General features: G+C 53.6%; 26 protein-coding genes and 1 pseudogene. All 27 read right to left on the bottom strand.

Annotated features, from left to right (window positions below):
• Positions 1–232 precede the first annotated feature (232 nt).
• Positions 233–1,345: pseudogene (locus MHFGQ_RS05835) on the bottom strand (ribulokinase); the annotation flags it as partial.
• Positions 1,345–2,811, bottom strand: coding sequence for a rhamnulokinase (locus tag MHFGQ_RS05830; RefSeq protein WP_106005781.1), 1,467 nt, complete (start codon positions 2,809–2,811; stop codon positions 1,345–1,347). The pseudogene MHFGQ_RS05835 and the gene MHFGQ_RS05830, both read right to left, overlap by 1 nt.
• Before the next feature lie 65 nt (positions 2,812–2,876).
• On the bottom strand, positions 2,877–4,055 hold the full coding sequence (locus MHFGQ_RS05825; protein WP_106005782.1) for an acetate/propionate family kinase: 1,179 nt from the start codon (positions 4,053–4,055) through the stop codon (positions 2,877–2,879).
• A gap of 102 nt (positions 4,056–4,157) precedes the next feature.
• Positions 4,158–4,436 (bottom strand): EutN/CcmL family microcompartment protein, encoded by a 279-nt coding sequence (locus MHFGQ_RS05820; protein WP_106005783.1) that lies wholly within the window; start codon positions 4,434–4,436, stop codon positions 4,158–4,160.
• Between the two features lie 4 nt (positions 4,437–4,440).
• Entirely contained in the window at positions 4,441–5,124 is a 684-nt protein-coding gene (gene pduL / locus MHFGQ_RS05815; RefSeq protein ID WP_106005784.1) for a phosphate propanoyltransferase, read from the bottom strand.
• Between the two features lie 27 nt (positions 5,125–5,151).
• Positions 5,152–5,697 carry a BMC domain-containing protein gene (locus MHFGQ_RS05810; RefSeq protein WP_106005785.1) on the bottom strand — a complete coding sequence of 182 codons (546 nt, stop codon included), beginning with the start codon at positions 5,695–5,697 and terminating at the stop codon, positions 5,152–5,154.
• A complete protein-coding gene (locus tag MHFGQ_RS05805; protein ID WP_211292920.1) occupies positions 5,697–7,046 on the bottom strand; it encodes a 4Fe-4S dicluster domain-containing protein in 1,350 nt (449 codons plus the stop codon). The genes MHFGQ_RS05810 and MHFGQ_RS05805 overlap by 1 nt, the downstream gene beginning before the upstream one ends.
• A gap of 32 nt (positions 7,047–7,078) precedes the next feature.
• On the bottom strand, positions 7,079–8,551 hold the full coding sequence (locus tag MHFGQ_RS05800) for an aldehyde dehydrogenase family protein (RefSeq protein WP_106005786.1): 1,473 nt from the start codon (positions 8,549–8,551) through the stop codon (positions 7,079–7,081).
• A 14-nt stretch (positions 8,552–8,565) separates the two neighbouring features.
• The gene (locus tag MHFGQ_RS05795) at positions 8,566–8,838 is read right to left on the bottom strand and encodes a BMC domain-containing protein (RefSeq protein WP_106005787.1); all 273 of its coding nucleotides are present in this window, start codon (positions 8,836–8,838) and stop codon (positions 8,566–8,568) included.
• Position 8,839: 1 nt separating this feature from the next.
• Positions 8,840–9,169: a BMC domain-containing protein gene (locus MHFGQ_RS05790; RefSeq protein ID WP_106005788.1), complete on the bottom strand. Its 330-nt coding sequence runs from the start codon at positions 9,167–9,169 to the stop codon at positions 8,840–8,842.
• A gap of 13 nt (positions 9,170–9,182) precedes the next feature.
• The gene (locus tag MHFGQ_RS05785) at positions 9,183–9,455 is read right to left on the bottom strand and encodes a BMC domain-containing protein (protein ID WP_106005789.1); all 273 of its coding nucleotides are present in this window, start codon (positions 9,453–9,455) and stop codon (positions 9,183–9,185) included.
• Between the two features lie 77 nt (positions 9,456–9,532).
• Positions 9,533–10,333, bottom strand: a complete 801-nt coding sequence (locus MHFGQ_RS05780; RefSeq protein ID WP_106005790.1) for a class II aldolase/adducin family protein — start codon at positions 10,331–10,333, stop codon at positions 9,533–9,535.
• 36 nt (positions 10,334–10,369) lie between these two features.
• Entirely contained in the window at positions 10,370–11,344 is a 975-nt protein-coding gene (locus MHFGQ_RS05775) for a sugar phosphate isomerase/epimerase family protein (RefSeq protein WP_170066330.1), read from the bottom strand.
• A gap of 75 nt (positions 11,345–11,419) precedes the next feature.
• Positions 11,420–12,466, bottom strand: coding sequence for an autoinducer 2 ABC transporter substrate-binding protein (locus MHFGQ_RS05770; protein WP_245907873.1), 1,047 nt, complete (start codon positions 12,464–12,466; stop codon positions 11,420–11,422).
• Between the two features lie 121 nt (positions 12,467–12,587).
• Positions 12,588–13,598 carry an ABC transporter permease gene (locus MHFGQ_RS05765; RefSeq protein WP_106005793.1) on the bottom strand — a complete coding sequence of 337 codons (1,011 nt, stop codon included), beginning with the start codon at positions 13,596–13,598 and terminating at the stop codon, positions 12,588–12,590.
• Between the two features lie 14 nt (positions 13,599–13,612).
• The gene (locus tag MHFGQ_RS05760; protein WP_106005794.1) at positions 13,613–14,614 is read right to left on the bottom strand and encodes an ABC transporter permease subunit; all 1,002 of its coding nucleotides are present in this window, start codon (positions 14,612–14,614) and stop codon (positions 13,613–13,615) included.
• Positions 14,615–14,642: 28 nt separating this feature from the next.
• Positions 14,643–16,157: a sugar ABC transporter ATP-binding protein gene (locus MHFGQ_RS05755; RefSeq protein ID WP_106005795.1), complete on the bottom strand. Its 1,515-nt coding sequence runs from the start codon at positions 16,155–16,157 to the stop codon at positions 14,643–14,645.
• Positions 16,158–16,191: 34 nt separating this feature from the next.
• Positions 16,192–16,989 carry a DeoR/GlpR family DNA-binding transcription regulator gene (locus MHFGQ_RS05750; protein ID WP_146127164.1) on the bottom strand — a complete coding sequence of 266 codons (798 nt, stop codon included), beginning with the start codon at positions 16,987–16,989 and terminating at the stop codon, positions 16,192–16,194.
• A 288-nt stretch (positions 16,990–17,277) separates the two neighbouring features.
• Positions 17,278–17,517, bottom strand: coding sequence for a hypothetical protein (locus tag MHFGQ_RS05745; RefSeq protein ID WP_245907866.1), 240 nt, complete (start codon positions 17,515–17,517; stop codon positions 17,278–17,280).
• A 63-nt stretch (positions 17,518–17,580) separates the two neighbouring features.
• Positions 17,581–18,435 (bottom strand): ABC transporter permease, encoded by an 855-nt coding sequence (locus MHFGQ_RS05740; RefSeq protein WP_106005797.1) that lies wholly within the window; start codon positions 18,433–18,435, stop codon positions 17,581–17,583.
• Positions 18,392–19,192, bottom strand: coding sequence for an ABC transporter ATP-binding protein (locus MHFGQ_RS05735; RefSeq protein ID WP_106005798.1), 801 nt, complete (start codon positions 19,190–19,192; stop codon positions 18,392–18,394). The genes MHFGQ_RS05740 and MHFGQ_RS05735 overlap by 44 nt, the downstream gene beginning before the upstream one ends.
• A gap of 58 nt (positions 19,193–19,250) precedes the next feature.
• A complete protein-coding gene (locus MHFGQ_RS05730) occupies positions 19,251–19,736 on the bottom strand; it encodes a MarR family winged helix-turn-helix transcriptional regulator (protein ID WP_245907867.1) in 486 nt (161 codons plus the stop codon).
• Positions 19,737–20,009: 273 nt separating this feature from the next.
• Entirely contained in the window at positions 20,010–20,669 is a 660-nt protein-coding gene (locus MHFGQ_RS05725; RefSeq protein WP_245907868.1) for a metal-dependent hydrolase, read from the bottom strand.
• Between the two features lie 7 nt (positions 20,670–20,676).
• The gene (gene hepT / locus MHFGQ_RS05720; RefSeq protein ID WP_245907869.1) at positions 20,677–21,114 is read right to left on the bottom strand and encodes a type VII toxin-antitoxin system HepT family RNase toxin; all 438 of its coding nucleotides are present in this window, start codon (positions 21,112–21,114) and stop codon (positions 20,677–20,679) included.
• On the bottom strand, positions 21,104–21,538 hold the full coding sequence (locus tag MHFGQ_RS05715) for a nucleotidyltransferase domain-containing protein (protein WP_170066333.1): 435 nt from the start codon (positions 21,536–21,538) through the stop codon (positions 21,104–21,106). Before MHFGQ_RS05715 ends, hepT begins: the two co-directional genes overlap by 11 nt.
• 200 nt (positions 21,539–21,738) lie before the next feature.
• Positions 21,739–22,173 (bottom strand): PIN domain-containing protein, encoded by a 435-nt coding sequence (locus MHFGQ_RS05710; protein WP_106005801.1) that lies wholly within the window; start codon positions 22,171–22,173, stop codon positions 21,739–21,741.
• Positions 22,163–22,405, bottom strand: a complete 243-nt coding sequence (locus tag MHFGQ_RS05705; RefSeq protein WP_106005802.1) for a CopG family transcriptional regulator — start codon at positions 22,403–22,405, stop codon at positions 22,163–22,165. Before MHFGQ_RS05705 ends, MHFGQ_RS05710 begins: the two co-directional genes overlap by 11 nt.
• Positions 22,406–22,419: the final 14 nt, after the last annotated feature.

Raw genomic sequence — 22,419 nt, 5'->3', positions numbered from 1 at the left:
GGACCCCGGATTGTTTTTTCCTTTGCGAGAGTTTTTATTTTGTTGAGGGGATTTTTTTTTTTCCCCCCCCCCCCATAAGAAATAGGAAATGTGGATATTTGTTTTTTTTTTTTCCTTTTTTAGAGAGTGGGAAACCCCTTTTAGGTTTTTTTTTTAAGGTAGTTTTTTTTTGATTTTTTTTTTTTTTGGTTTTTTTCCCTTACAATTTTTTTTTTCTTTATCAACCTAGTGTATCTACTAGGGAGGTTTCCGGCAGCAGGACCTTCAAGGGCCAGGAGAGGAGGTCTTTGAACCAGGCATAGACGTCGCCGTAGGCTGACTGGCCCGCTTCCAGGCCGATGAGGCCGGGGATGACCGAGCCGTCTACCTGGCCGCAGATGCCGTCGATTAATTTAGCACCGATTGTTTCCTTAGGTGCAACCATTATGTCGCAGGTGGACGTGCCCATGATCTTCACCAGGGCGCCGGGGGTGATCCCGCCGCCTACGGCACCTACATGGGCATCCACAGCCCCTACCGCTACCGTGATGCCCGGTGGTAAACCAAGGCGCTCCGCCCAGGCGGGCGTAAGATTCCCGGCCTTGGTAGCGGCGGTGTACGTCTTGGTGTAGAGCCGGTCGCGCAGGCCCTGCAGGAGGGGGTCGATACGGACTAGGAATTCCTCCGGCGGCAGCCCTCCCCATTCTTCGTGCCACATGGCTTTGTGCCCGGCCGCGCAGCGGCTTCTTTTGAGGAGCCGGGGGTTTTCGGTGCCTGTGAGCAGTGCCGGGATCCAGTCGCAATGTTCTACCCAGGAATAGGCTGCCGTCCTTACCGCCGGGTCGTGACGTAATATGTGAAGAATCTTGGCCCAGAACCACTCGGAGGAATAGACCCCGCCTTCATATTTGGTGAAATCGGTGCCGCCCCAGTGGCGGGCCGCATGGTTGATCTCCCCGGCCTCCTCCACGGCGGTGTGGTCCTTCCAGAGGATAAACATGGCGTTGGGGTTCTCGCTGAATTCTGGCAACAGGGCCAGGGGGCGCCCACTGCCATCGACGGGGCCCGGCGTTGAACCGGTGGTGTCGATGCCGATGCCCACCACCCGTTGCGCCGCCCCGGGCGGTAATTTGGCCAGGGCTCCCTTGACGGCGGCTTCCATCCCTTCGAGATAGTCCCGGGGGTGCTGGCGAAATTGGTTCTTGCCGGGATCGCAGTACAGGCCTACTGCCCAGCGCCGGTAATATGCTACCTCACTGGCCTCCTCTTCCCCGGTGGCGGCGTCGACCACCATCGCCCGCACCGAATCGGTACCAAAGTCGAGGCCGATGACCAGGTTATAGTCTTGCTTCGCGCTCTGCCGCATCAGCTCACCAGCTTAACAAATACTTCATATTTTTCTTCCCATGCCCCTGTATTTTCCGGATCATAAGTTTTCAGGACAAAGGAGCGGCGCACTATCTCCCGCGCTTCAACCAGGTTTTTTATTTCACCCATAGCCATGGCCTGGACCAGGAGGTTGCCGGCGGCCGTGGCTTCCACCGGGCCGGCCACCACCTGACGCCCGGTGGCACCGGCGGTAAACCGGCAGAGGAGCTCGTTTTGCGTACCGCCGCCGACCATGTGGACGACAGGTAGCTTTTTCCCCAGGATATCCTCCAGCTTTTCCAGCACCCAGCGGTATTTCAGGGCCAGGCTCTCCAGGGCGCACCTGACGATCTCGCCCTTTGTCCCAGGCACCGGCTGACCCGTTTCCCGGCAGTAGGCCTGGATAGCCGCCGGCATGTCTTCCGGGTTCAGGAAGGAGGGGTGGTCCGGGTCGACAACTGCCTCCAGGGGCTTCGCTTCCCGGGCCATGGCCGTAAGCTCGCTGTAACTTAAATTTTCCCCCCGGCGCGCCCAGGTACGGCGGCATTCCTGGACCAGCCATAGGCCGGTGACATTTTTGAGGAGCCGGAAGGTACCACCCACCCCGCCTTCGTTGGTAAAGTTGAGGCTAAGGGTTTGTTCATTGATTACCGGTTCCCTTACTTCCGTCCCTACTAGAGACCAGGTGCCGCAGCTGATGTACATATAATCCGGACCTGCCGCCGGTACGGCGGCTACGGCGCTGGCGGTATCGTGGCTGCCGGGGGCGATAACTGGTATCTCCCCGGTTCCCGTTTCCCGGGCCACCCGGGGTAAAATCTGGCCTACAATCGTACCCGGCGGGTTGACGGCCGGGAGCAGGTTAACGGGTAACCCCAGCTTTGCCAGCATATCAGCGGCCCAGGCTCCGGTGCGGGGGTTGTACATCTGGGTGGTAGTGGCATTAGTAAATTCCCCGGCTTTTATGCCGGTAAAAAAGAAGTTGAAAAGATCGGGTATCATCAAAAAGGCCTGCGCCTGGCTTAACAGGTCCGGATGTTGCTGCCGCCAGGCCAGAAGCTGGTAAAGGGAATTGAAAGGCAGAAATTGGATGCCGGTCTGGGAAAAAATCTCTTCTCGCTGTACTATCTTGAAGGCTTCCTCCATCACGCCCCGGGTGCGGCCGTCCCGGTAATGGTAAGGATTGGCCAGGAGAATATCTTTATCCCCCAGGAGGCCGAAGTCCACGCCCCAGGTATCGACGGCCAGGCTTTTAAGGCCCGTCCCGTAGCGGGCCGCAGCCCGGCGCAGGCCTTCTTTCATCTCGTGAAAGAGGCGTAAGACATCCCAGTGCAGGCCGTCCGGGATCCGTACCGGTTCGTTGGGAAAACGATAGATTTCTTCCAGGGTGAGGCGGGCATCTGCCAGGGTGCCGATTATGGCCCGGCCGCTCTCGGCCCCCAGGTCAAAGGCAAGATAGCGCATGCTTGCCCAACTCCTTTTAAAGTATGCAGTCTAAGAAATTACGCCAGGCGAAAGGCGGCATCGGGTTATTTTGCAGCCAGCACCTTTATCGTTTCCCGGGCGATCATCACTTCTTCGTCGGTATGCACCACCAGGACCTGAACTCTGGCCTCCGGGTTGGAGATTAAGCGGTCGCCGCTCCCGTTTTCATTGCGTTCTGTATCCAACTTGATGCCCAGAAACTCCAGCCCGCGGCATACTTCCCGGCGCAGGCTGCTGCTCTTTTCACCGATGCCCCCGGAGAAAACCAGGACGTCAAGCCCACCCATGGCTGCTGCATAGGCGCCGACATATTTTTTGGCCCGGTAAGCCAGAACGTCCAGGGCCAGGCGGGCGCGTTCATGCCCCTGACGGGCGGCTTCCTCCACCGCCCGGTAGTCGTTGCTGATGCCCGAGATACCCAACCAGCCGCTTTTTTTGTTGATTACTTCCTCCAAGGTATCAGGGGTAAGGCCTTCCCGGCGCAAGAGGAAAATCAAGACGCCGGGATCGACATCGCCACAGCGCGTCGACTGGAGCAGCCCTTCCGTAGGTGTGAAGCCGGTAGAAACATCGATAGATTTTCCCCCGCAGCAAGCGTTGGCCGTCGTACCGCTGCCAAACATGAGGGACACAATTTTCAGCTCCTGCAGATCCCGTCCCAGCATTGCCGCGGCGCGGTGGACCATATAAGCGAAAGTTATACCGTGGAAACCATAACGGCGCAGGCCGTAACTTTCGTAGTATTCGTAGGGCAGGCCGTAGAGATAGGCCCGGGGCGGCAGGGTCAGATGGAAGGTGTTGTCACAGACGGCCACTTGAGGCACTTCCGGCAGGATTCGCGCCACGGCCTCGATACCGGCAATGTTGGCCGGGTTATGCAGGGGCGCCAGCTGGCAGCAAGCCTTTAAAGTTGCCAGGACAGCGGCATCAATCCGGGCCGGCCGCCGAAGGCTCGCACCGCCGTGAACCACCCGGTGACCGACGGCCTCTATGCGGTAAGGCCGCAATAACTTGAGGATTTCTTCCAGAGCTTCGCCGTAGTCGCCCCGGGGTAAATGCTTTCGATGCTCAGGCGCCCCGCCTGCTAAATCTTGATGTCGCAGGATGGTATCCTGCCCGCCGATACCTTCAACGCTGCCCTGGACTAATACTTTTTCTTCCGGCATGGAAAAAACCTTGTATTTTATCGAAGACCCACCGCAGTTCAAGGCCAAAACTTGCATCTTTTTCCCCCTTTAGGCCTTATTTTCTTGGGAATCACCCATGCCCGGAAGGGCACAAACGCTAAAAATAAGCTTTTGGTACCGGCGCCTTCCGGCACAAGATCAGCGTGGCAGTCCCTTGATGTCCCCTTCTACCTGGTCGATAATACCCACTATGGTCATGTCTACCGGAGCATGGGGGACACCCAGGCCCATCCTGGCGGCGCTTCCGGTGGCTACCAGCACCAGTTCTCCCCTGCCGGCACCCACCGTATCTACGGCCACCAGGGTTTCCCCGCGGCGGCCGCCATAAAGGGGCCGGATGAGAAGGAGCTTGCTACCGGTTAGGCTTTCATGTTTACGGGTGGCGACCACCGTGCCGGTAACTTCAGCAATGAGCATCTTCTCACCTTATTTCTACTTCGTCATTGCACTGCAGCCCGGCGGCATTGGCGTCGTCGGTGTCGATGTGCATGACTAGCTTGAACTTGGGGCTTACCCGCACCTGGACACCGCCAAAAATGGTGGGTCGTTCGGAGTTAACGGTGCGCACGGTAACTTCGTCGTTATCTTTTAGTCCCCATTTTTCCGCTTCGACCGGGCTCATGTGGATGTGGCGGTTGGCGATAATGGCCCCTTCGGGCAAAGTAACTGAGCCCTTCGGGCCCACCAAGGTAATGGGTGCGGACCCGGCTAGATCCCCGGAACGGCGCACCGGCGCCTGAATGCCCAGGAAGATGGCATCGGTGCGGGATATCTCCACCTGGGTGCGGTCACGTACCGGCCCCAGGATGCGGACGTTGGTCAGGGGACGCAGTTTCGGGCCTACCAGGGTGACCACTTCGTTGGCGGCAAATTCTCCCGGCTGGTAGAGGTCGTTCCTTTTGGTAAGCTGGTAACCGGGGCCGAAAAGGATATCAATCTCCTTTTGCGCCAGGTGGACATGGCGGGCCGAAACGGCCACGGGGACACGTTTGGCTGCCGGGGTGACAGGGGCAGAAAAGCCGGCCGCGGTGGTTTTACCCCGGCGTTCCCTTAGCTCGGCCAGGACTTCCCTGGTAATTAATTCGATAAGGGCGGTATTGGACATTTAGAGTTCACCTTGTTCTATGGGATTTTATTTTAGTTGCTCCCATACTTCCGGATGGGGCGAGGGAATAACGACGGCATCCACCAGTTCGCCTTCTTCTTTGAGGGGTTGCGCGGCAGCATTTATGGCGGCCTGGACGGCACCGACGCCGCCGGTAATAATGACCACCCCTTTGCCCCCCAGCCCGTAGGCGAGACGGATATCCAAAAGCTCCACAACGGCGGCCTTGGCGGCCGTATCGGCGGCCTTGATGGCGGCCGTGACGCTGAAGGTTTCGAGAACGCCCAGGGCACCTTTCGAGGGTACCGCAGCCACCCCGGCCAAGGCCGGCAGGACATCAGGGTGGAGGTTACCGAGGATTAAACTGCTAATTACCGTTATCCCGCCGGCGGTGACGCCGTGTTCTACGGCGCTGGTCACGGCGCCGATCTCGCCGGTTAAGATAATCAGGCTTTTACCAGGACAGGTAGTGCGTATTTTTACGTCTACCGGCGCCGCCTTGAGACAACTGTCGGCGACCATTAAACCCCGCGCCAGGCTTTTTACCTCGATGAGGCCGATGGCGATCCCCATCAGTCACCACCTCCCTCAATCACGATTTCATTATTGAGGGCTATAATGGTGCCCCCTATACTGGCGTGCAGGCTGGCCCCCAGGCTGCTGTCTTCTATGCATGCCAGGAGGTCGCCCTTTTCAACCCGGTCGCCAACCTTGACTACCGGCCGGGGAACGGCGCCAGCACCCTGCCTTAAGGGGAGGTGGACGCGGTTAACCGTAATGTTTTCTTCCCAAAAAGTTACCGGGCGGGCGGAATATTCTTTTAGGCCCAGGCGGTCGATCAGGCGTTGTGTGGGAACCTGCCGTCCTTCCCGGAGGGGGGACGGGGCGGCAGCCTGCCAGGGGCCGGCCCGGAACCCTCTTTGCCGCAGTTCGGCTTTTATTTTCCTGTTGACCTGCCGCGGGGAAAGGCCGAAGGGGCAGGCGTAAAGGTCGCAGAGGCCGCATTCGCTGCAAAGGAGGGCCTGGGGCAGGGTCGTATCGGCCAGGCCATAGGTAATCGCCCGCATGACCCGGTGGGGTTCCAGGGGATGGCCTAAAAGGTGCCGCGGGCAAAAGTCGCTGCACTGCATGCACTGGCAGCAAACCTTGAGGGCAATCTTCAACTCCCGGTCCAGATCCCGCCGGTAAGCCGCCGACAGGGGATGGTCCAGGGGCAGGACGATAAGGCCCTTGGTGGTTTTGGTAACCGGCGCATTTATGCTTATAACCTGGCCCATACAGGGGCCGCCGGCGATAACAAGGTATTGGTCTGCAACCGGCCCGCCGGCCAGGGCCAGGAGTTCCCGCACCGGGGTGCCAACAGGTATCCTGGCGGTGAGGGGCTGCCGGACGGCACCGGTGACGGTAACAAACTTATGGGTTACAGGTTTGCCTTCCAGGGCCTGGTGGATATTGTATAAGGTCTCGACGTTTAGAACTACCGCTCCTGCCTGTAGAGGTAGCCCCCCGGGCGGTATGGTCCTGCTGGTAACGCTATGGGTTAACAAGTGCTCGTCCCCCATGGGGTAGACGTCCGGCAGGAGGTGGAGCTTTAGGCCGGGGTAATTCCTTATTTCTCCGGCCAGGGCGGCATGGGCAACCCGGTATTTTTCTTTGAGGGCTATAACCCCTGTTTGGGCACCGGTGGCACGAACTACTGCGGCTAAGGCGGCCAGGAGTTCCGCCGGATAACGGGCCATAAGTTCCTGGTCTACTTTAAGTAAGGGTTCGCACTCGGCCCCGTTAATGATGACGGTCTGGATGGGGGTTGGGGTCTTTAGTTTAAAGGCGGTGGGGAAACCGCCCCCGCCAGCGCCGACCACCCCGGCGGCGGCTATTTTATTTATAACGAAGTCCAGTTGATTGCCGGTTGTTTCCTTCAAGGCGGTATTCACTCCGCTCGCGTTTCTTTTTCCTAATCTACCGTCCGCAGCGCTCCGACGATGACCGTTCGCTGCTCCCGGGTGTAGGTCCTGGGTGTGCAGATGCCTTCGCCCGTTGGGCTGGCGATGGTGTGGCTGAAATGCCCTTCGCCGCCGATATTTAACCCGGCAGCCGAGGAGGCGTTGGCCACCAGGATGTCGGTGCGGAGCCTGCGGGCATAAGCCGTAATGCGGCCGACGTCCTGGCTGTGGATGATGGCTGTGTGTTGGAAGCCGTGTTCCACCTGGGCGGCCAGCTCCAGGGCGGCGTCAAAGTCCGGTACTCGTACCAGGGGCAGGACCGGCAGCAACTGTTCTTCCTGCACCAGGGGATGCTCCGGGGGGCATTCCATAAGGACGATCCTTGTGTTTTCCGGAGCGCTTATGCCGGCTTGTTTTAATATAACGGCGGCGTCCCGGCCGATGAGGTCGGGATGGAAACGCTTGCCGTCGGGCAGGATGGTGCGGATAAGTTTTTCTTTATCGCTTTCATCCTGCACGAGATAGGCGCCGTGGTTCTGCAGTTGGAAGATGAGTTCGTCGGCTATTGCGGCCACGGCGATGATGACCTTCTCGGCTATGCAGAGGACGGTGTTGTCAAAGGCGGCGCCGTCGACGATACACCTGGCAGCGTAGGCCAGGTCCTTGACGGTTTCGTCGACGACTACCGGCGGGTTGCCCGGCCCGGCGGCAATGGCTTTCTTGCCGCTCCTTAAAGCCCGGTTAACCACTTCGGGGCCGCCGGTGGCTACAACCAGATCAACATCGGGATGGCTTAAGACCAGATCCAGGTTTTCCAGGCTAACTCTGTCGCCCACTACTAATAAATCTTCCGGCCCGCCGGCTTCCTGGATGGCGGTGTTGAAAAGGCGCACCAGGTACTGGGCAGTCTTGAGGCCCTTGGGATGGGGCAGGAAGATTATGCTGTTGCCGGCGGCGACCATGCTGATGGCGTGGTTGATAACGCAAGAGCCGGGATGGGTGGCCGGCTCGATGGAGGCGATAAGGCCGAAGGGCGTCCGCTCGATTAGGATAAGGCCGTTGTCGCCGCTGATGGCTTCGGTTTTTAAGTCTTCGAGGCCGGGAGTTAACCGGGCGGCGTAAAGCTTTTTCTGGATCTTATCTTCTATCCGGCCGTAGCCGGTTTCTTCGTGGGCCAGCCGGGCTATTGTTTCTACGTTTTCAATGGCCGCCCGGCGGATAGCGGCGACGATGTTGCCCCTGGTTTTGAGGCTTAACTTGACCAGTTCTTGCTGTGCTCTCTTGGCAGCATGGATGGCGGCATTTAAATCGCTGTATACGCCTTTGTCACCACTGGAGGTCTTGGAGCCGGCCTGACTGAGCCGCCCCTGCCCGGCACCGCCGCCTGCTGTTACCGGTGTGGTTCCTGCCGCCTGGGGCGACTGCTGCTGGATGTTTTTCAAAACTTCGGCCACAATGCTGGCGATAGTGGTCTCGTCGATCATTTCTACTCACCGCTTTAAGCTGGTAATATCCTGCTGAGGTCCATGTGGGGCCGCGGGATGACATGGACGGCAACAATCTCGCCTAAGCGACCAGCGGCGGCGGCACCGGCTTCGGTGGCGGCCTTGACAGCACCGACATCACCGGTAACCATGACGGTCACCAGTCCGGAGCCGATCTTCTCTATGCCGGCCAGCTCGACACCGGCGGCCTTGAGCATGGCGTCTGCCGCTTCAATGGCCGCCACCAGCCCTTTGGTTTCGATAAGCCCCAGGGCGCCGTCCTTCATGTTAATCCACCCCCTTAGCCGCGGCGTCTTTTTGGCCGGGCAGGATGCGGGCTACATCGGCATGGGGCCTGGGGATGACGTGGACGGCGATGACTTCCCCGAGCCTGGCGGCGGCGGCACCGCCTGCTTCGGTGGCGGCCTTGACAGCACCCACTTCGCCGCTGACCATGACGGTGACGAGGCCGGAACCGATCTTTTCCATGCCTATCAACTCGACGCCGGCGGCCTTGAGCATGGCGTCCGCCGCTTCAATGGCCGCCACCAGTCCTTTGGTTTCGATGAGTCCTAATGCGCTCACTATTGGTTTTCCCCCTTGCTTTTTTTGTTTCATACCGGGTTCTGCCTTAACTTACATGCCGCGCCAATTCTTCATGGGCCCGGGCGATAATCCGGCTGGCAAAAACGGTACTGACGCTAGCAGCCTGTTCCCTGGCGGCTTCGATGGCCGCCGTGACGGCGCTGACTTCACCGCTGATTTTTAATACCACCAGGCCGCTGCCTTTGGTCGGCTCATAGCCGAGGATGGTGACTGCCGCCGTCTTGGCGGCCGTGTCTGCGGCGGCAACGGCGGCGGCCAGGCCGCGAACTTCAATGATACCCAGGGCTTGGTTATTCATAATTAGCCTCCGAAACTCACTTGTACTGCTTATAATCAAATTAGCTTAAGGGATGGCGAAGCTGCCTTGCCCCTTCTTTACTGTTTCCTTTCTCCAAGGGAGGCCAAAACGCGCCGGGTGACGGTAGTGATGATTTCCTGGAGCTCTTCGGCCGTAAAACCTCCCGTTTCATTATGCGGCTGTCCAGATATTGTACAGGCACCACACCCCGTGCAACCCGGATGCCGGCCGCTTACCCCGAGTTTTTCGCGGATCTGCAGAAGCTTCTCTACTTCCTCGCAGGGGAGAACCCGTTCCCCGCCCAGCTGTCGGGCCGCCAGGCTGATCTTGGCAAAGTGCTCAATGGATTCCATCTTGTAAAAGGCGTTGTAGACATCCGTCCCCATGGTAAGGGCCCCGTGGTTCTCCAGCAGGACGGCATCGTATTTATCCAGGTATTCCCTGACCGCCAAGGGTATCTCCTCGGTGGAAGGGGTGCCGTACCTGGCGATGGGGACGGCTCCTAGGCTGATGATGATTTCCGGTAGTACCGGTTTGTCCAGGGGAATACCGGCCACGGCAAAGGCGGTGGCCACAGGCGGGTGGGCGTGGACCACTGCCCGCACATCCGGCCGGTGCCGGTAAACATCCAGGTGCATTTTTATTTCCGATGAAGGTTTCAGGTTAGCGTTGCCGGCGATTTTACGCCCTTCCAGGTCCACCTTGATGATCATGTCGGGCGTCATAAAACCCTTGCTCACGCCCGTAGGGGTGGTTAAAACCTCGTTTTCCCCGATGCGAACGCTGATATTGCCGTCGTTGGAGGCGACAAAACCTTTGGCATAAATGCGCCGGCCTACTTCACAAATGTCCTGCCTGATTTGATACTCGGAAGCCACAACGAAGACTCCTCTCTTTACTTACAGCCCTGGCTGTCAGGGCAAAATGTGCTGCCGGATAAAGCTCAAGGTAGCTATGGCATCGCCTTTAGCAATTAACTCGTCAAGCTTGGGGATACCCAGCCGGTTTACAAGGTTTAAAATACCTTGCAACGTAGCAATGCTCTCCCGGCATACCTGTACCGGGTCCTCCCGGTAGGGGAAGACGTCCAGGGAGTACCAACCGTCATAGCCTACTTTTTGCAGCCAGTAAAGCAGCTCAATATACTCGACCAGGTGGACCGAGCCTACCAGCAGGTCGTCGTCCCAGCTACGGTAGTTGTCATTGAAGTGGAAATGGAACATCTTGCCATGACCGGCCAGTAACGCCAGGGCTTCCGCCACATTTTCCCCGGCATTGAGGGAATGGCCGACATCAATGGTGACCCCGATATTGTCCAGTCCTACCTCCTGGACCAGCAGGAGGGCCTTGGCGGCGTTATTTATGAAAGCATGAGTCCGCGGCTCTTTAGGCTTATACTCAACGCAAACCCGGACATCGCTGCGGTAACCGGCTATCTCCTTCAGGCTTTCTACCAGCCAGCGCCAAGCCTTTTGATAATCCACCTGGAAGCAGTAATCAAAACCGTCCTGCCCCAGCCAGATATTGATCTGGTTCGCCCCCAGCCTGGCGGCCACGTCCATACCGCGCTGGGCCAGGATAACGGCTTCCCGGCGAATTCCGGGATCGGCAGCCGCCAAGCTGCCAAACTGCCACTTGCGCTGGCCGGTGTGGTCCACGCCAATAATGGAAGCCTGCAGTTTATTCGCTTTCAAGGCCTCTTCGACTTCATCCAGGTTGGCGTCGGTTACATCGGCCGGGTAGTTTAACTCTACGCCACTCAAACCGGGAATGCTGGCAGCTTCTTTAAGGCGTTCCGCCACGAGTTTGCCGTCGCGATAACCCCTTAACAGGAAGCGGTCGCCGCAACCGTCAAAGGCCCACACGCCGGCGGAAAAACGGATATCCACGCTTATCTCACCTGCCCGCAAGTAATTTAATTAAAAGGGGAGGGACAGGCCCCCGGCCCTCCCCTTTTTAAAGTTTTAGAAGTTAAATTGATCGACGTTGTCTTTAGTAAAATCGGTCGGCGGTCCCATAATGACCGTCTTGCCATCCGATTTGACCTGGATCTTGCCTACATTGGGCACTTCCTGGCCTTCGGTAGGTTGCTTGCCATCCAGCATATCTTTAATCAATGCCACTGTGAGATAACCCAGTTTAGCTGGTTCCCACAAAGTCGCTACATCGAGGGAACCATCCTTTAAGTAGGCCTTGGAATCATTGGGCAAAGCTGTTCCTACAACGCTGACTTTATCCTGTAAGCCCTTCTCTTGAACTGCCTGGGCAGCACCAATGGGAGCCGGTGTGCTGATACCAATTATCCCTTTCAGATTGGGGTAGGCCTTAATTAACTCCAGGGCTTTCTGGTAGGCAACCTGCTGCTTTTCGTCGGAGGGAATCTTATCGGTAACCAGTTTCAGGTTAGGATATTTGTTTTTGGCATACTCCAGGCCATAATTAATCCAACTGTTTAAATTGGCAGCAGAAAGACCTCCGGTTATAATGGCGTATTCGGCATTATCAGTGCCCATGCTTTGAACAAGCAGGTCCCAAATATGCTCTCCATACTCCTTGTCATCGATTTGGTGGATAGAGAGGTCAACCACCGACTTATCGGCCGGTGTATCCCAATCCACTACCAGGATGCCTTTATCCTTCGCCTTCTTGAGTACAGGGGTTAAGGCAGCCGGATCGTTAGGCGCCACAGCAATGGCGTCTACGCCCTGGGTAATAAGGTCTTCAATCATTTTCACCTGTTCAGCGGAGTCGGCCTTGGTGGGGCCAGTATAAATTACCTCTACACCGAGATCTTGGCCGGCTTTTTTGGCACCCTGTTCAGAAGCGTTAAAGTAGGGAATACCTACCAGTTTAGGCATGACTACAATCTTGTATTTTTTGTCCTTGTTTGAAGCAGTCTGCTGGCTTCCTTGCTGCTGTTGGGACTGGTTGTTAGAATTGCCGCTGCCGCAACCAGCTAAAAGGGAAACCATTAATATCGCCGATAATAGAAATAGCAATAGTTTTTTCATCAAAACTGTAACCTCCTTTTTTCTTTTGGCAAATTTAGGAATAAGAGAATATGATTGAATTCCTTCAATGCTTTTCTTTTCCATCTCACCTCCTGGGAGGGTCTTATTGCCTCCTCACCTTTTATGCAGCGATGCTTGTCTTTTTCGCTTCTTTTCTTACCCCCTTCTCTTGCTTTCTTTTACCAATAAAGTAGTTTAATAACAACACAGCAATCAGAAGGGCACCCATGGTAACATCAACTATAAATCTGTTTATACCAATTAAGTTTAAGCCGCTGGAGAGCACCTGAACGATACCTACGGCTACAACCGTTCCTATTACTTTGCCATAGCCTCCCGCTATATCGGTACCCCCTAGAACTACAATGGCCACGCTCTGTAATAAATACGACGAACCATAATCTACCTTGGCCGAATTATAACGGGAGATCATAATGATAGCGGCGACGGCAGCCAATATGGCCGCATAAAGATAAACAAACATTACTACTTTTTTCGTATTGATGCCCGAAAAATAGGTAGCAATCGGGTTGCAGCCAAACATGTAGACACTTCTTCCCCACGCTGTTCGTTCTAAAAGAATTCCGGTTACGATGGCAAAGACGATAAATATTAAAATTGGAACGGGAACAAATCCTAAATAGCCATTGCCAATCCACTGAAATTGCTCCGGGAAGCCTGATACGGCCCCGCCTTTGGTGAGCCAAACACTTACACCCTCAAAAAGGGTCATGGTCCCGAGGGTGACAAGGATTGGTGAAACGCCTACATACGACACAAGAAAACCGTTCAATGAACCGCACAGCAGGGCGGTAATCAAGGTCGCCAGGAGGGCCTTTATGATCAAAATCATAACTGCCGCACCCTCAATCCCCGCGTTATAACCGGTAGACAAGACTAGGGCGCCGGCTATTCCAGACAGGGCCGCGGTATACGTAATCGAAAGATCTATACCACCGGTAAGAATGACTACCATCATTCCCAGCGCTATTAAACCTAACTCGGGTAACTGCGTGGCCATAGACTGGAGATTCCCCAGGCTCAAAAACTTAGCAGGAGATATCGCTGCCATTAAGACAAAGAGGCCTATAAAAACATATAAAAGTATCATTTCTTTGCTCGTTTTAGACAAAGTTTCCACCCTCTTTAATATTCAACATCTACTCTAGGCAGGCTCTTCTCCATTCGTTTCCTTTGGATAACATCAAAGCTGACGGCCAATATAATAATCAAGCCAACAATTATCTTTTGCCAGAATGTCGGGATATGGGTTAGAATAAGCCCGTTGTTAAGGACCGCCATAAACAAGACACCTAGGACCGTGCCGATAACAGAACCGCTGCCCCCCGTAATGCTGGCTCCGCCTACCACTACTGCCGCTACCACTTGAAGTTCAAATCCTAAAAAGGCATTAGGATCAACCTGACGCATAATAGACGTATGGGTGACAGCCGCCACGCCGGCAAGGAAACCCATATAAGCGTACACAAATATTAAAGTACGTCCTATATTTATACCAACGCGTTTGGCCGAAACAGGATTACCTCCTATGGCATATACAGCTCTACCAATGAGGGTATATTTTAATAAAGCCCAGGTCAAAAAGATCATTATTAGGAAAATCACTATCTGAATAGGGATCCCCACCATATTTCCGCTAGCATCAGTAAACTTAAAAAAGGTGATTTTCCCGAAATCTATAAACCAGGTAGGAAGATCGTTAATCCAAGATCCATTAGTGTAATAAAGCATCAGACCGTTTATAATACTCATGGAGCCAAGGGTAACAACAATAGCAGGAATATTAGCCAAGGCAATTAAAGTACCGTTTATTATTCCAATGAGAATACCGCTTGCAATAGCGACCAAAAAAACCAGCAACAGGTTGCCGCTAAAGGTTACCATAAATTTACCGGCTAAAACAGTGAGGAGCGCCACTACCGCACCTACTGATACGTCTATGCCTCCTGTAATAATAACCAGAGTCATCCCCAAAGCCATGATACCCAAAACAGCATTGTTTTTGAGTAAATCGATTAAATTATCAGGTCGCAGAAACACACTGCTGCGGACACTTATCAAAACCGATAAAACAATTAACATTATAAATATCCATAGTTCCTTTGATTTGGTAAGTTGTTTCATCATTTCAACCCCTATCTGCACAACAGCTGGTTTAAGCCGTTGCCTTACCAGGCGTTCCCATAAATGCCTTGTTCATAATTTTTTCCTGAGTTGCTTCTTCAATCGCAAACTCGCCTACTAAACGTCCTCGACGCATCACTAAAACACGGTCGCTAACCGCCAAAATTTCGGGAAGCTCGGATGAAATCATAATAATTCCCATACCTTGTTCAGCCAACCGCTTAAGGAGTTTGTGGATTTCGGCTTTAGCGCCGACATCTATGCCATTTGTGGGTTCGTCTATAATTAATACTTTAGGATGGGTTGCCAGCCATTTAGCCAGCACTACTTTTTGTTGATTGCCTCCGGAAAGCTGCATGGCCAGCATATTAGGCAGACGCGGCCTTATGTCAAGAGCCTCCATATATTCTTCTACCAGCTGCCGTTCTTTGCCAGCATTCAGTAGGCCAAATTTGCTCCGCAGCTTTTTTAACACGGCAAGAGAAACATTTTGGGCTACCGATTGCCTCAACACCAAGCCTTCACGCTGTCTGCCTTCCGGAATATAGGCAATGCCTAAACCCATGGCTTCTTCTGGAGAGTGTATATTTACTTTAACACCCTCCAAAAAAATTTCTCCGCTTTCTGGTACATTAAGGCCAAACAAAGCCTGGGCTACTTCTGTCCTGCCTGCACCGACCAAACCGGTAAGTCCCAAGATCTCTCCTTTATGCAGGGTAAAAGAAATATCTTTAAAGTTCCCCTTTTTTGTTATGGATTTAACCTCCAGCAAAACCGGTCCCGGGGAACTTCGTGATTGCTTGACGAATTCTATCTTCCGTCCTACCATTAAGGAAATGAGCTTGTCTTCATTCAATTCTTCCTTAAGATAGGTACCAATATATTTACCGTCGCGTAAAACAGTAAATCGTTCGGCAATAGTAAATAATTCTTGTAGTCTATGGCTAACGAAAAGAATAGCGATTCCCTTCTCTTTCAAGGTGGCGATGATTTTAAACAGGTTCTCAACCTCACCACGGGACAGGGAAGAAGTGGGTTCATCCATGATAATAAATCTTGCATTAAAAGCAAGGGCGCGGGCAATAGCTACAAGTTGTTGTTTGGCTACAGGCAACCTTTCTAGTTGTAAATTAAGATCTAACTCGATCCCAAGCTCTGCAAGTGCCTTTGTAGCCGTTTCTTTAATCTCATTCCAGTTGACCAAACGCTTACCCAGACCAATTTCCTTTCCAAAACTTATATTTTCTGCTACCGTAAGGTTAGGAAAAAGGCTGAAATCCTGATAAATAACAGCAATACCTTGCTGATTAGCGTCAATGGGTTGCCGGATATTCACGGGATGTCCGTCAATTAAAATTTCCGCTCCTGGATCGGGTTGTTCTACACCAGCCAAAATCTTTATTAATGTTGATTTACCGGCTCCGTTCTCCCCCACTAGAGCATGAACTTCACCTGGTAGAATTTCTAGTTGGACCTCGTCCAAAGCACGAACACCCGGAAAAGTTTTACTTATATTTTTCATTTGCAGAAAAGGCTTTCGGCTCATGTAAAATTCCGTCCTTCCCTATCGCCCAATATGCTTATGCCAATCGCCCGCCCGGTGCAACGCTTGCCCCCTCAGCCACCACTACTTCCACCCCGGCTCGGCGAAATTTTTCCAATTCCTCCTCAGGCGTGCCCATATCAGTAATCAACTTGTGTACTGCCTTTACCGGCGCCACCGTAGCCAGGGCCGCCGTGCCGAATTTATCATGATCGGCCAGTAGAATGATCTCTTTGGCTCCGCGTACCATTTCTGCTTTCACCCTGGCCTGGACCTCGGTAGATTCAGTGATGCCTTCCTCCAGGGTAACCCCCTTACAAGAGATGAAAGCCTTCTTAATGTTGTAACTTGCCAGGGCGTTCTCCACTAGAGGCCCTACAAAGGAAAAGGTGCGCGAATGCAAGGTGCCGCCTGTACATATAACCGTAATATCCGCATTGCCTGCCAGGGCCATGACCACCTTCAGGGCGTGGGTGATTACCACCAGATCCTTTTTATCTTTAATAAAATTAACAAATTGTAGAGCGGTAGTGCTGGCGTCAACGGCAATAACGTCGCCGGGCTGAACCAGTTCGGCCGCCTTCCTGCCTATTAATTGTTTTTCATAGCGGTTGCGCATGTTGCGGATGTGGAAGGCGGTCTCTTCCTGGGTAGAGGCTATTTTTACGGCGCCGCCGTGGGTCCGCTTCAAATAGCCCTCGGCCTCCAGGCGTTCTAAATCGCGGCGAATGGTTTCTTCCGTCACCTGAAACAAATTGCTAAGTTCAGTAACTTTGACAATACCATAGTCTTCTAAATGCCTTATGATTTCTCGCCGCCGGTCTTCAGCCCGCAAGACCTCATCCCCCCCTTTCCGCAAACAAAAAAATATCTTTTTGTTTTGCTAATTTAATTCGCTATTTAAAAGCAGATTCCTTCTGGTTTAACATATTTTTTTGTTTAAAATTTGGTTTTACAAATTTGTATTTTGGTTTTCCCAAAAATCATCCATGTTTAATCTTGATACATTAGCAATCATTTGCACACCGCACTTTTCAAGGGGACTCCCCTTAAATGCTGGGCGTACCATATTTCGTGCCTCCCCCGGCGACAAAAAAGGCCGGCCGTAAGGCGCGTGTACCGCCTACGGCCGGACCGTAATATAATATACCTGTTCCTCCAGCTGCCTGGCTACCTCCAGCACCTGCTGGGCATTGGCCGCTATATCCTGGGTGGAGGCCGACAGCTCTTGTGCCAAGGCCGCTATCTCTTCCGCCGAGGCCGACGTCTCTTCGGCTACCGCGCTGATGCTCTGCACCCGCTCCAGCACTACGTCCTTGGCCTTCACCGTGCTGTCCACCTCACGGTATGTAGCTTCGATCATGGGCGCCAGCCTTAAGGCCGGGGCAGGTTTTCGGCAGCCGTTTCTACCCGTACAGCCTCCCCTTTAAGTGACGATCAGGGGATACAGGTAGGTGGCGATTACCTGGATCATTATAGTGGCACCCAAAAGAACCATCCAGGCATGGCAGCTCCCCGCCACGGCACCGTTCAGCAAGTAACCGCGCAGCAGTTCCACCACATAACTTAAAGGGTTAACTTTAGCCACCACCTGTAGCCAGGCGGGCATAATGTCAATAGGATAAAGGGCGTTACTGGCAAAAAACAGGGGCATGGTAATCACCTGGCCGATCCCCATGAACCGCTCCCGCGTCTTGACAAGGGCGGCGAATATCATGGACAGGGTGGCAAAGAAAGAAGCCCCCACAATAACCGCCAGGGCGCTGAAAACTATCCCGGTGATACTCCAGCGGATATCCAGGCGCAGCAAAAAGGCGAGGAAGAGAATAATAACCACCTGGCTCAAGGCGCGGATGCCGGCACCTAAAGCCTTGCCCGTGACAAAGGCGGCCCGCGGTACGGGCATGACCAGGAGTTTCTGTAAGATACCCTGGTCGCGGTCCCAGATAATGCTCAGGCCGTAAAAAATGGCGATAAACATCATCGACTGGGCCAGAATCCCCGGTGCCATAAAGGTTTGGTAATTTATGCCTCCTGTCGGTATGGCCCGGATGCGGGAAAAGGCCTGGCCGAATATCAGCAGCCATAAAACCGGCTGGACGGCCCTGGTAAACAACTCCGTAGGATCGTGGCGGAGTTTGCGGGCTTCCATTTCGGCCACCACCAGGGCGCCGGTAAGATAGGCCGCTATAGGGGAACCGGCACTCCGGGTGCGATTGCCCTCCTTAACAGATTTATCAGTTGAAACGCTGGACACGTAGGCGGGTTTTTCGTAACTCATGGAAACTCCCCCCTGTCTCCACCTGATCGCCGGTATAAAACGTAAAAACGTCTTCCAGGGTGGCATCCGGTTTGCCCGTCGCCCTTTTCAACTCTTCGGGCGTGCCCTGGGCTACAATCCGCCCGCGGTTCATGATTGCCACCCGCCGGCAGGTCGCTTCGGCTTCCTCCATATAATGGGTGGTAATTAAGATCGTCAACCCCGTCTCCTCGCGCAGTTGCTTTAAAGTGTTCCAAACGGTGTGGCGGGCCACCGGGTCCAGGCCCACCGTCGGCTCATCTAAAATAAGAATATGGGGCCGGTGCAGGATGGCCTGCCCAATCTCCAGGCGGCGCACCATGCCGCCGGAGTATTCCCGTACCAGCTTATGGGCGGCGTCCTGCAGATTGAGGAGGTTCAGGAGCTCGTCAATACGCCTCTCGCGTTCTCCCTTACCCAGGCGTAGTAACTTGGCAAAAAGCAGGAGGTTTTCATAACCGGTCAGAGTTCCGTCGGCCGAGAGGGCCTGGGGGACGTAACCGAGCAACCTTCTGACCAGGCCGCCGTGGCGGCGAACGTCCAACCCTTCCACAAATATTCTCCCCGAAGTCGGCGGTAGCAAGGTAGCCAGCATGCGGATGGTGGTCGTTTTACCAGCGCCGTTTGGCCCCAGCAGACCGAACACCTCGCCTTTATTTATACTGAAATTTATCCCCGCTACGGCTTCATAATCACCGAAGCGCTTGATCAAGTCCTGCACTTCTATGGAATAAACCATAACCTTTGCCACCCCTCTCAGTTCCGGAAGAACGCGCCCGTACCCGCACCGTAACGATCTAGACTGCTCCTGTTCCTCTATCGGCTTTGCAGCCCGTCTTGCAGGGAAATTGGTTTTTTAGGTTTTTTAAGATTAGGGAAAGCTCTTTATTAAGCCCCTCTATTGCACCAACGTCCAGGGCGACGAGGGCCTTTTCCAATACGGCCGCCCGGAACTGCAAAATTTCCTCCAGGAATCTTTCCCCTTCCGGCGTAAGGGCAAGAAACACCAATCGACGGTCGTTTTCATCCCGCCAGCGCCGGACCAGGCCTTCTTCCACCAGGCCGTCCACCAGGCCGGTAACCGTTCCCGGCGCCTGCAGCAGCCGTCGCTGCAGTTCCCCCATTGTCAGGGGGCGATCGGCGACCATGTTGCTCAAAACCCAAAAGCGGGGCATGGTTAATCCCCGCTCGGCAAGATAGCTGCGGGTAGAGTGGTTTATTACATGGTTGATCTGCCGCAGCAGATACTCCAATTCCCGCGTCGGCTCTTGCGGGCCGCCCAAGTTCTTTCGCCTCCCGTAAATTTCGGTTATCGAATTTCATTTTAACCAAGTTTTTCTTTTTGTCAAGTATTTTTCCTTCGCCGATAATTCCGGCCGCCGGCCGCGGTAAGTTATAATAACTAGGCCCGCCCCGGTAAATAAGGCAGGCCTCTTCCCGAATTCATGACCGGCAAATAATCACTGCTCCCGGAGAAAGCTAGCCTTAATTACATCAGCCTCTTTAGCATTACCACCGCCTCGACCCTGGCAGGGATGCCGGTGGGGATCACCCCCTTATCCCCCGGCGGTGAGGGTATAAACCATACCTACAACCGCCAGATACGACCATAAACCCTTGATGCGCACATATAACCCTCCTATCTCCGGGCCCGCCTGCAACGAGCATTTATAGGGGCAAATTTTGTTAACATCCAAAAGTCCACTTGCTATATTCGCCATTTTTGGTAATAATCCTACCCGGCAGACAAGCCGCCCGAAAATAACCACAAGTATGACACCACCCGTTACTTCCGGCACATACACAGAAGGGTCATGCAGGAGCCCCGCCAGCCACTGCCAGAACCACTCTTCCGGATGGCCCCGGGGGAAGCCCCAGCCGTACAGGGGCCAGAGGAAAGTAGCCGGATAGCGCCACATCCCGTCCAGCAGGTAGTGCATGAGGCTCCCCTCGGCCAGGACCATGCCCCCCGGCCGCCGGTAACGCCGCCACCACAGCAGGCCGGCGGCGCTGGCAAATAATAAAAAAACCAGGGTATGGGCGTAGATACGGCCGTTACCCAGGGTTTCCTTGAAAATTACCCCGCCCAGGGGCTTGTCGATAATGTCCGGCAGCATAGAACCGATAAGGACTATGCGATAATCCAGCGGACCCGGCGGTCCCGGCCCTCTGCCCGGCCTCTCCCTGCAGCCGGTAGCGTAAAAAATGGGCCGCACCGTGAATCTAGGGCTCTTCCTTGTTACCAGTGAAAAATTTGCCCATTGCCTTTAAATAAGCATCGAGATCTTTGAGCCCGTTCACTAAAATATTATAGAGGGTATCATTATCCACGTCCCAATAAATATGGACCAGCCTGTTCCTGAATCTAGCCATTTTAATGAGAGTAGCAGTAAATTCAGGAGGAAAAATGCCAACCTCACCCAAAACACGAAAGGTATCAGCGTAATCCTCCGGTATTCTCAAATTGTTTCTGGCGATAATATGATTGCTTAAATCAATGGCTGCTTCAATGGCCAGGATGAAATGATATTTAGCGCTGCCTATTTTATCAGGATCAGCCAAAAACTCCTCTTTTGGCAAGCGGGCCAGGTCTTGCAGCCGCTTTTGAGCCTGCTTGAACGCAGCAAGAAGTTTGCCGGCTTTTAAAGCATCAAATTTCAAGGCCAAGCGTCTCCTTTAAATAGCGTTTCCGAAACGGGGCAAAATCAAAATACCTGTCCAGCGTGTATTCCTCAAAATCAACTCTGATATTTGGGACATTCTCTATTAACAGGTAACCGTTTTTTAGAACGGTATATTTGAAGGATAAAGGAGCTCTATTAATAACCCTGACATCGATTGGGAAAGGAATGAGCTGCCGGAGGGAATCTTCCAACTGCATCTCATAAAGGAAGTAATCTGAATCTATCCCCTCATCATTGATATAAACGGCCAGATCAATATCCCTAAAAGGACCTTCACAGAGAAAAGAACCGTGAAGATAGGCAAAGGCTATCTCCTCTCTTCCTTTTAAGCAGGCAGCAATTCTTTGAAGCAGGCTATGCTTCTCCTCATCAGTCAAGGAATAGAACTTAAACCGTTCCAAACTCCTACCTTCCTTCACTTTGGGCGTCCTAATTTTTCTAAAGCGCTCGCCGGTATGCGCAGTTGCCGTCCATAGCGCAAGGCCGGCAAATCCCCCTTTTGCACTCTCCTCAAGACCGGGATTGGGGCACATCGGCAAAGAAACTGTAAATCTGGGCCGCTGTAAGCGGCTGCAATTTTTCTTGCAAATCAGCAGATTGCTCAATCCAGATGGAACGGGTTTAAAACCACTATCCCTTCGTAATGATGGCCGTTATTAAGGTCTTCTGTCCAGATGACATCGCAGCCCAACTTTTTGGCGCTGCAAATAATAAGCGAATCCCAAAATGATAGTTCATTCCGCTGCTGGATTTCAATAGCTTCCAGAACATCCTCGACATCAGGCACATGTAGCGTCCACTGGCCTAAATCGGCAATTATCCTTGCGGCCGTTTCCGGCGCAACCGGTTTTGCTACCTTTTGAACTATCGTCACGTAAAATTCTTGCAGCACCTGCAGACTAATACAGCCCTGACGGGAGTCCCACAAACTTAATATAAGATCCCTGGCCTTCTCATGTTTTATACCAGCCGAGGTATCATGAGCATAAACGAGGACATTAGTATCGACGAACTGGCGCCTTAAATTATCGTTCATGGATATCTGCTCTCCGCCAAGTAATTCTACCCTCGGTACCAAGGCAAACACCATTTCTTAACAAAGCAGTATGGCGTTCGCGAGCCTTGGCGTAGCTATCTTCTTGCCGGACGAGTTCCTCAAGGGTTCGAGCCAAAAGGCCTGACACAGAGGTTTGCCTCTCTATGGCTATATGCTTAACCCTTTGCAGTACCTGCTTTGGTAGGGATAAAGTAATATTTTGGTATTCCATTTTAAACACCTCCA

Origin of the sequence: Moorella humiferrea (assembly GCF_039233145.1) — a bacterium.
GTDB lineage: Bacteria > Bacillota > DSM-521 > Neomoorellales > Neomoorellaceae > Neomoorella > Neomoorella humiferrea.
Note: the sequence above shows the minus strand (reverse complement) of the source record. Positions and strands in the feature narration are given on the sequence as shown.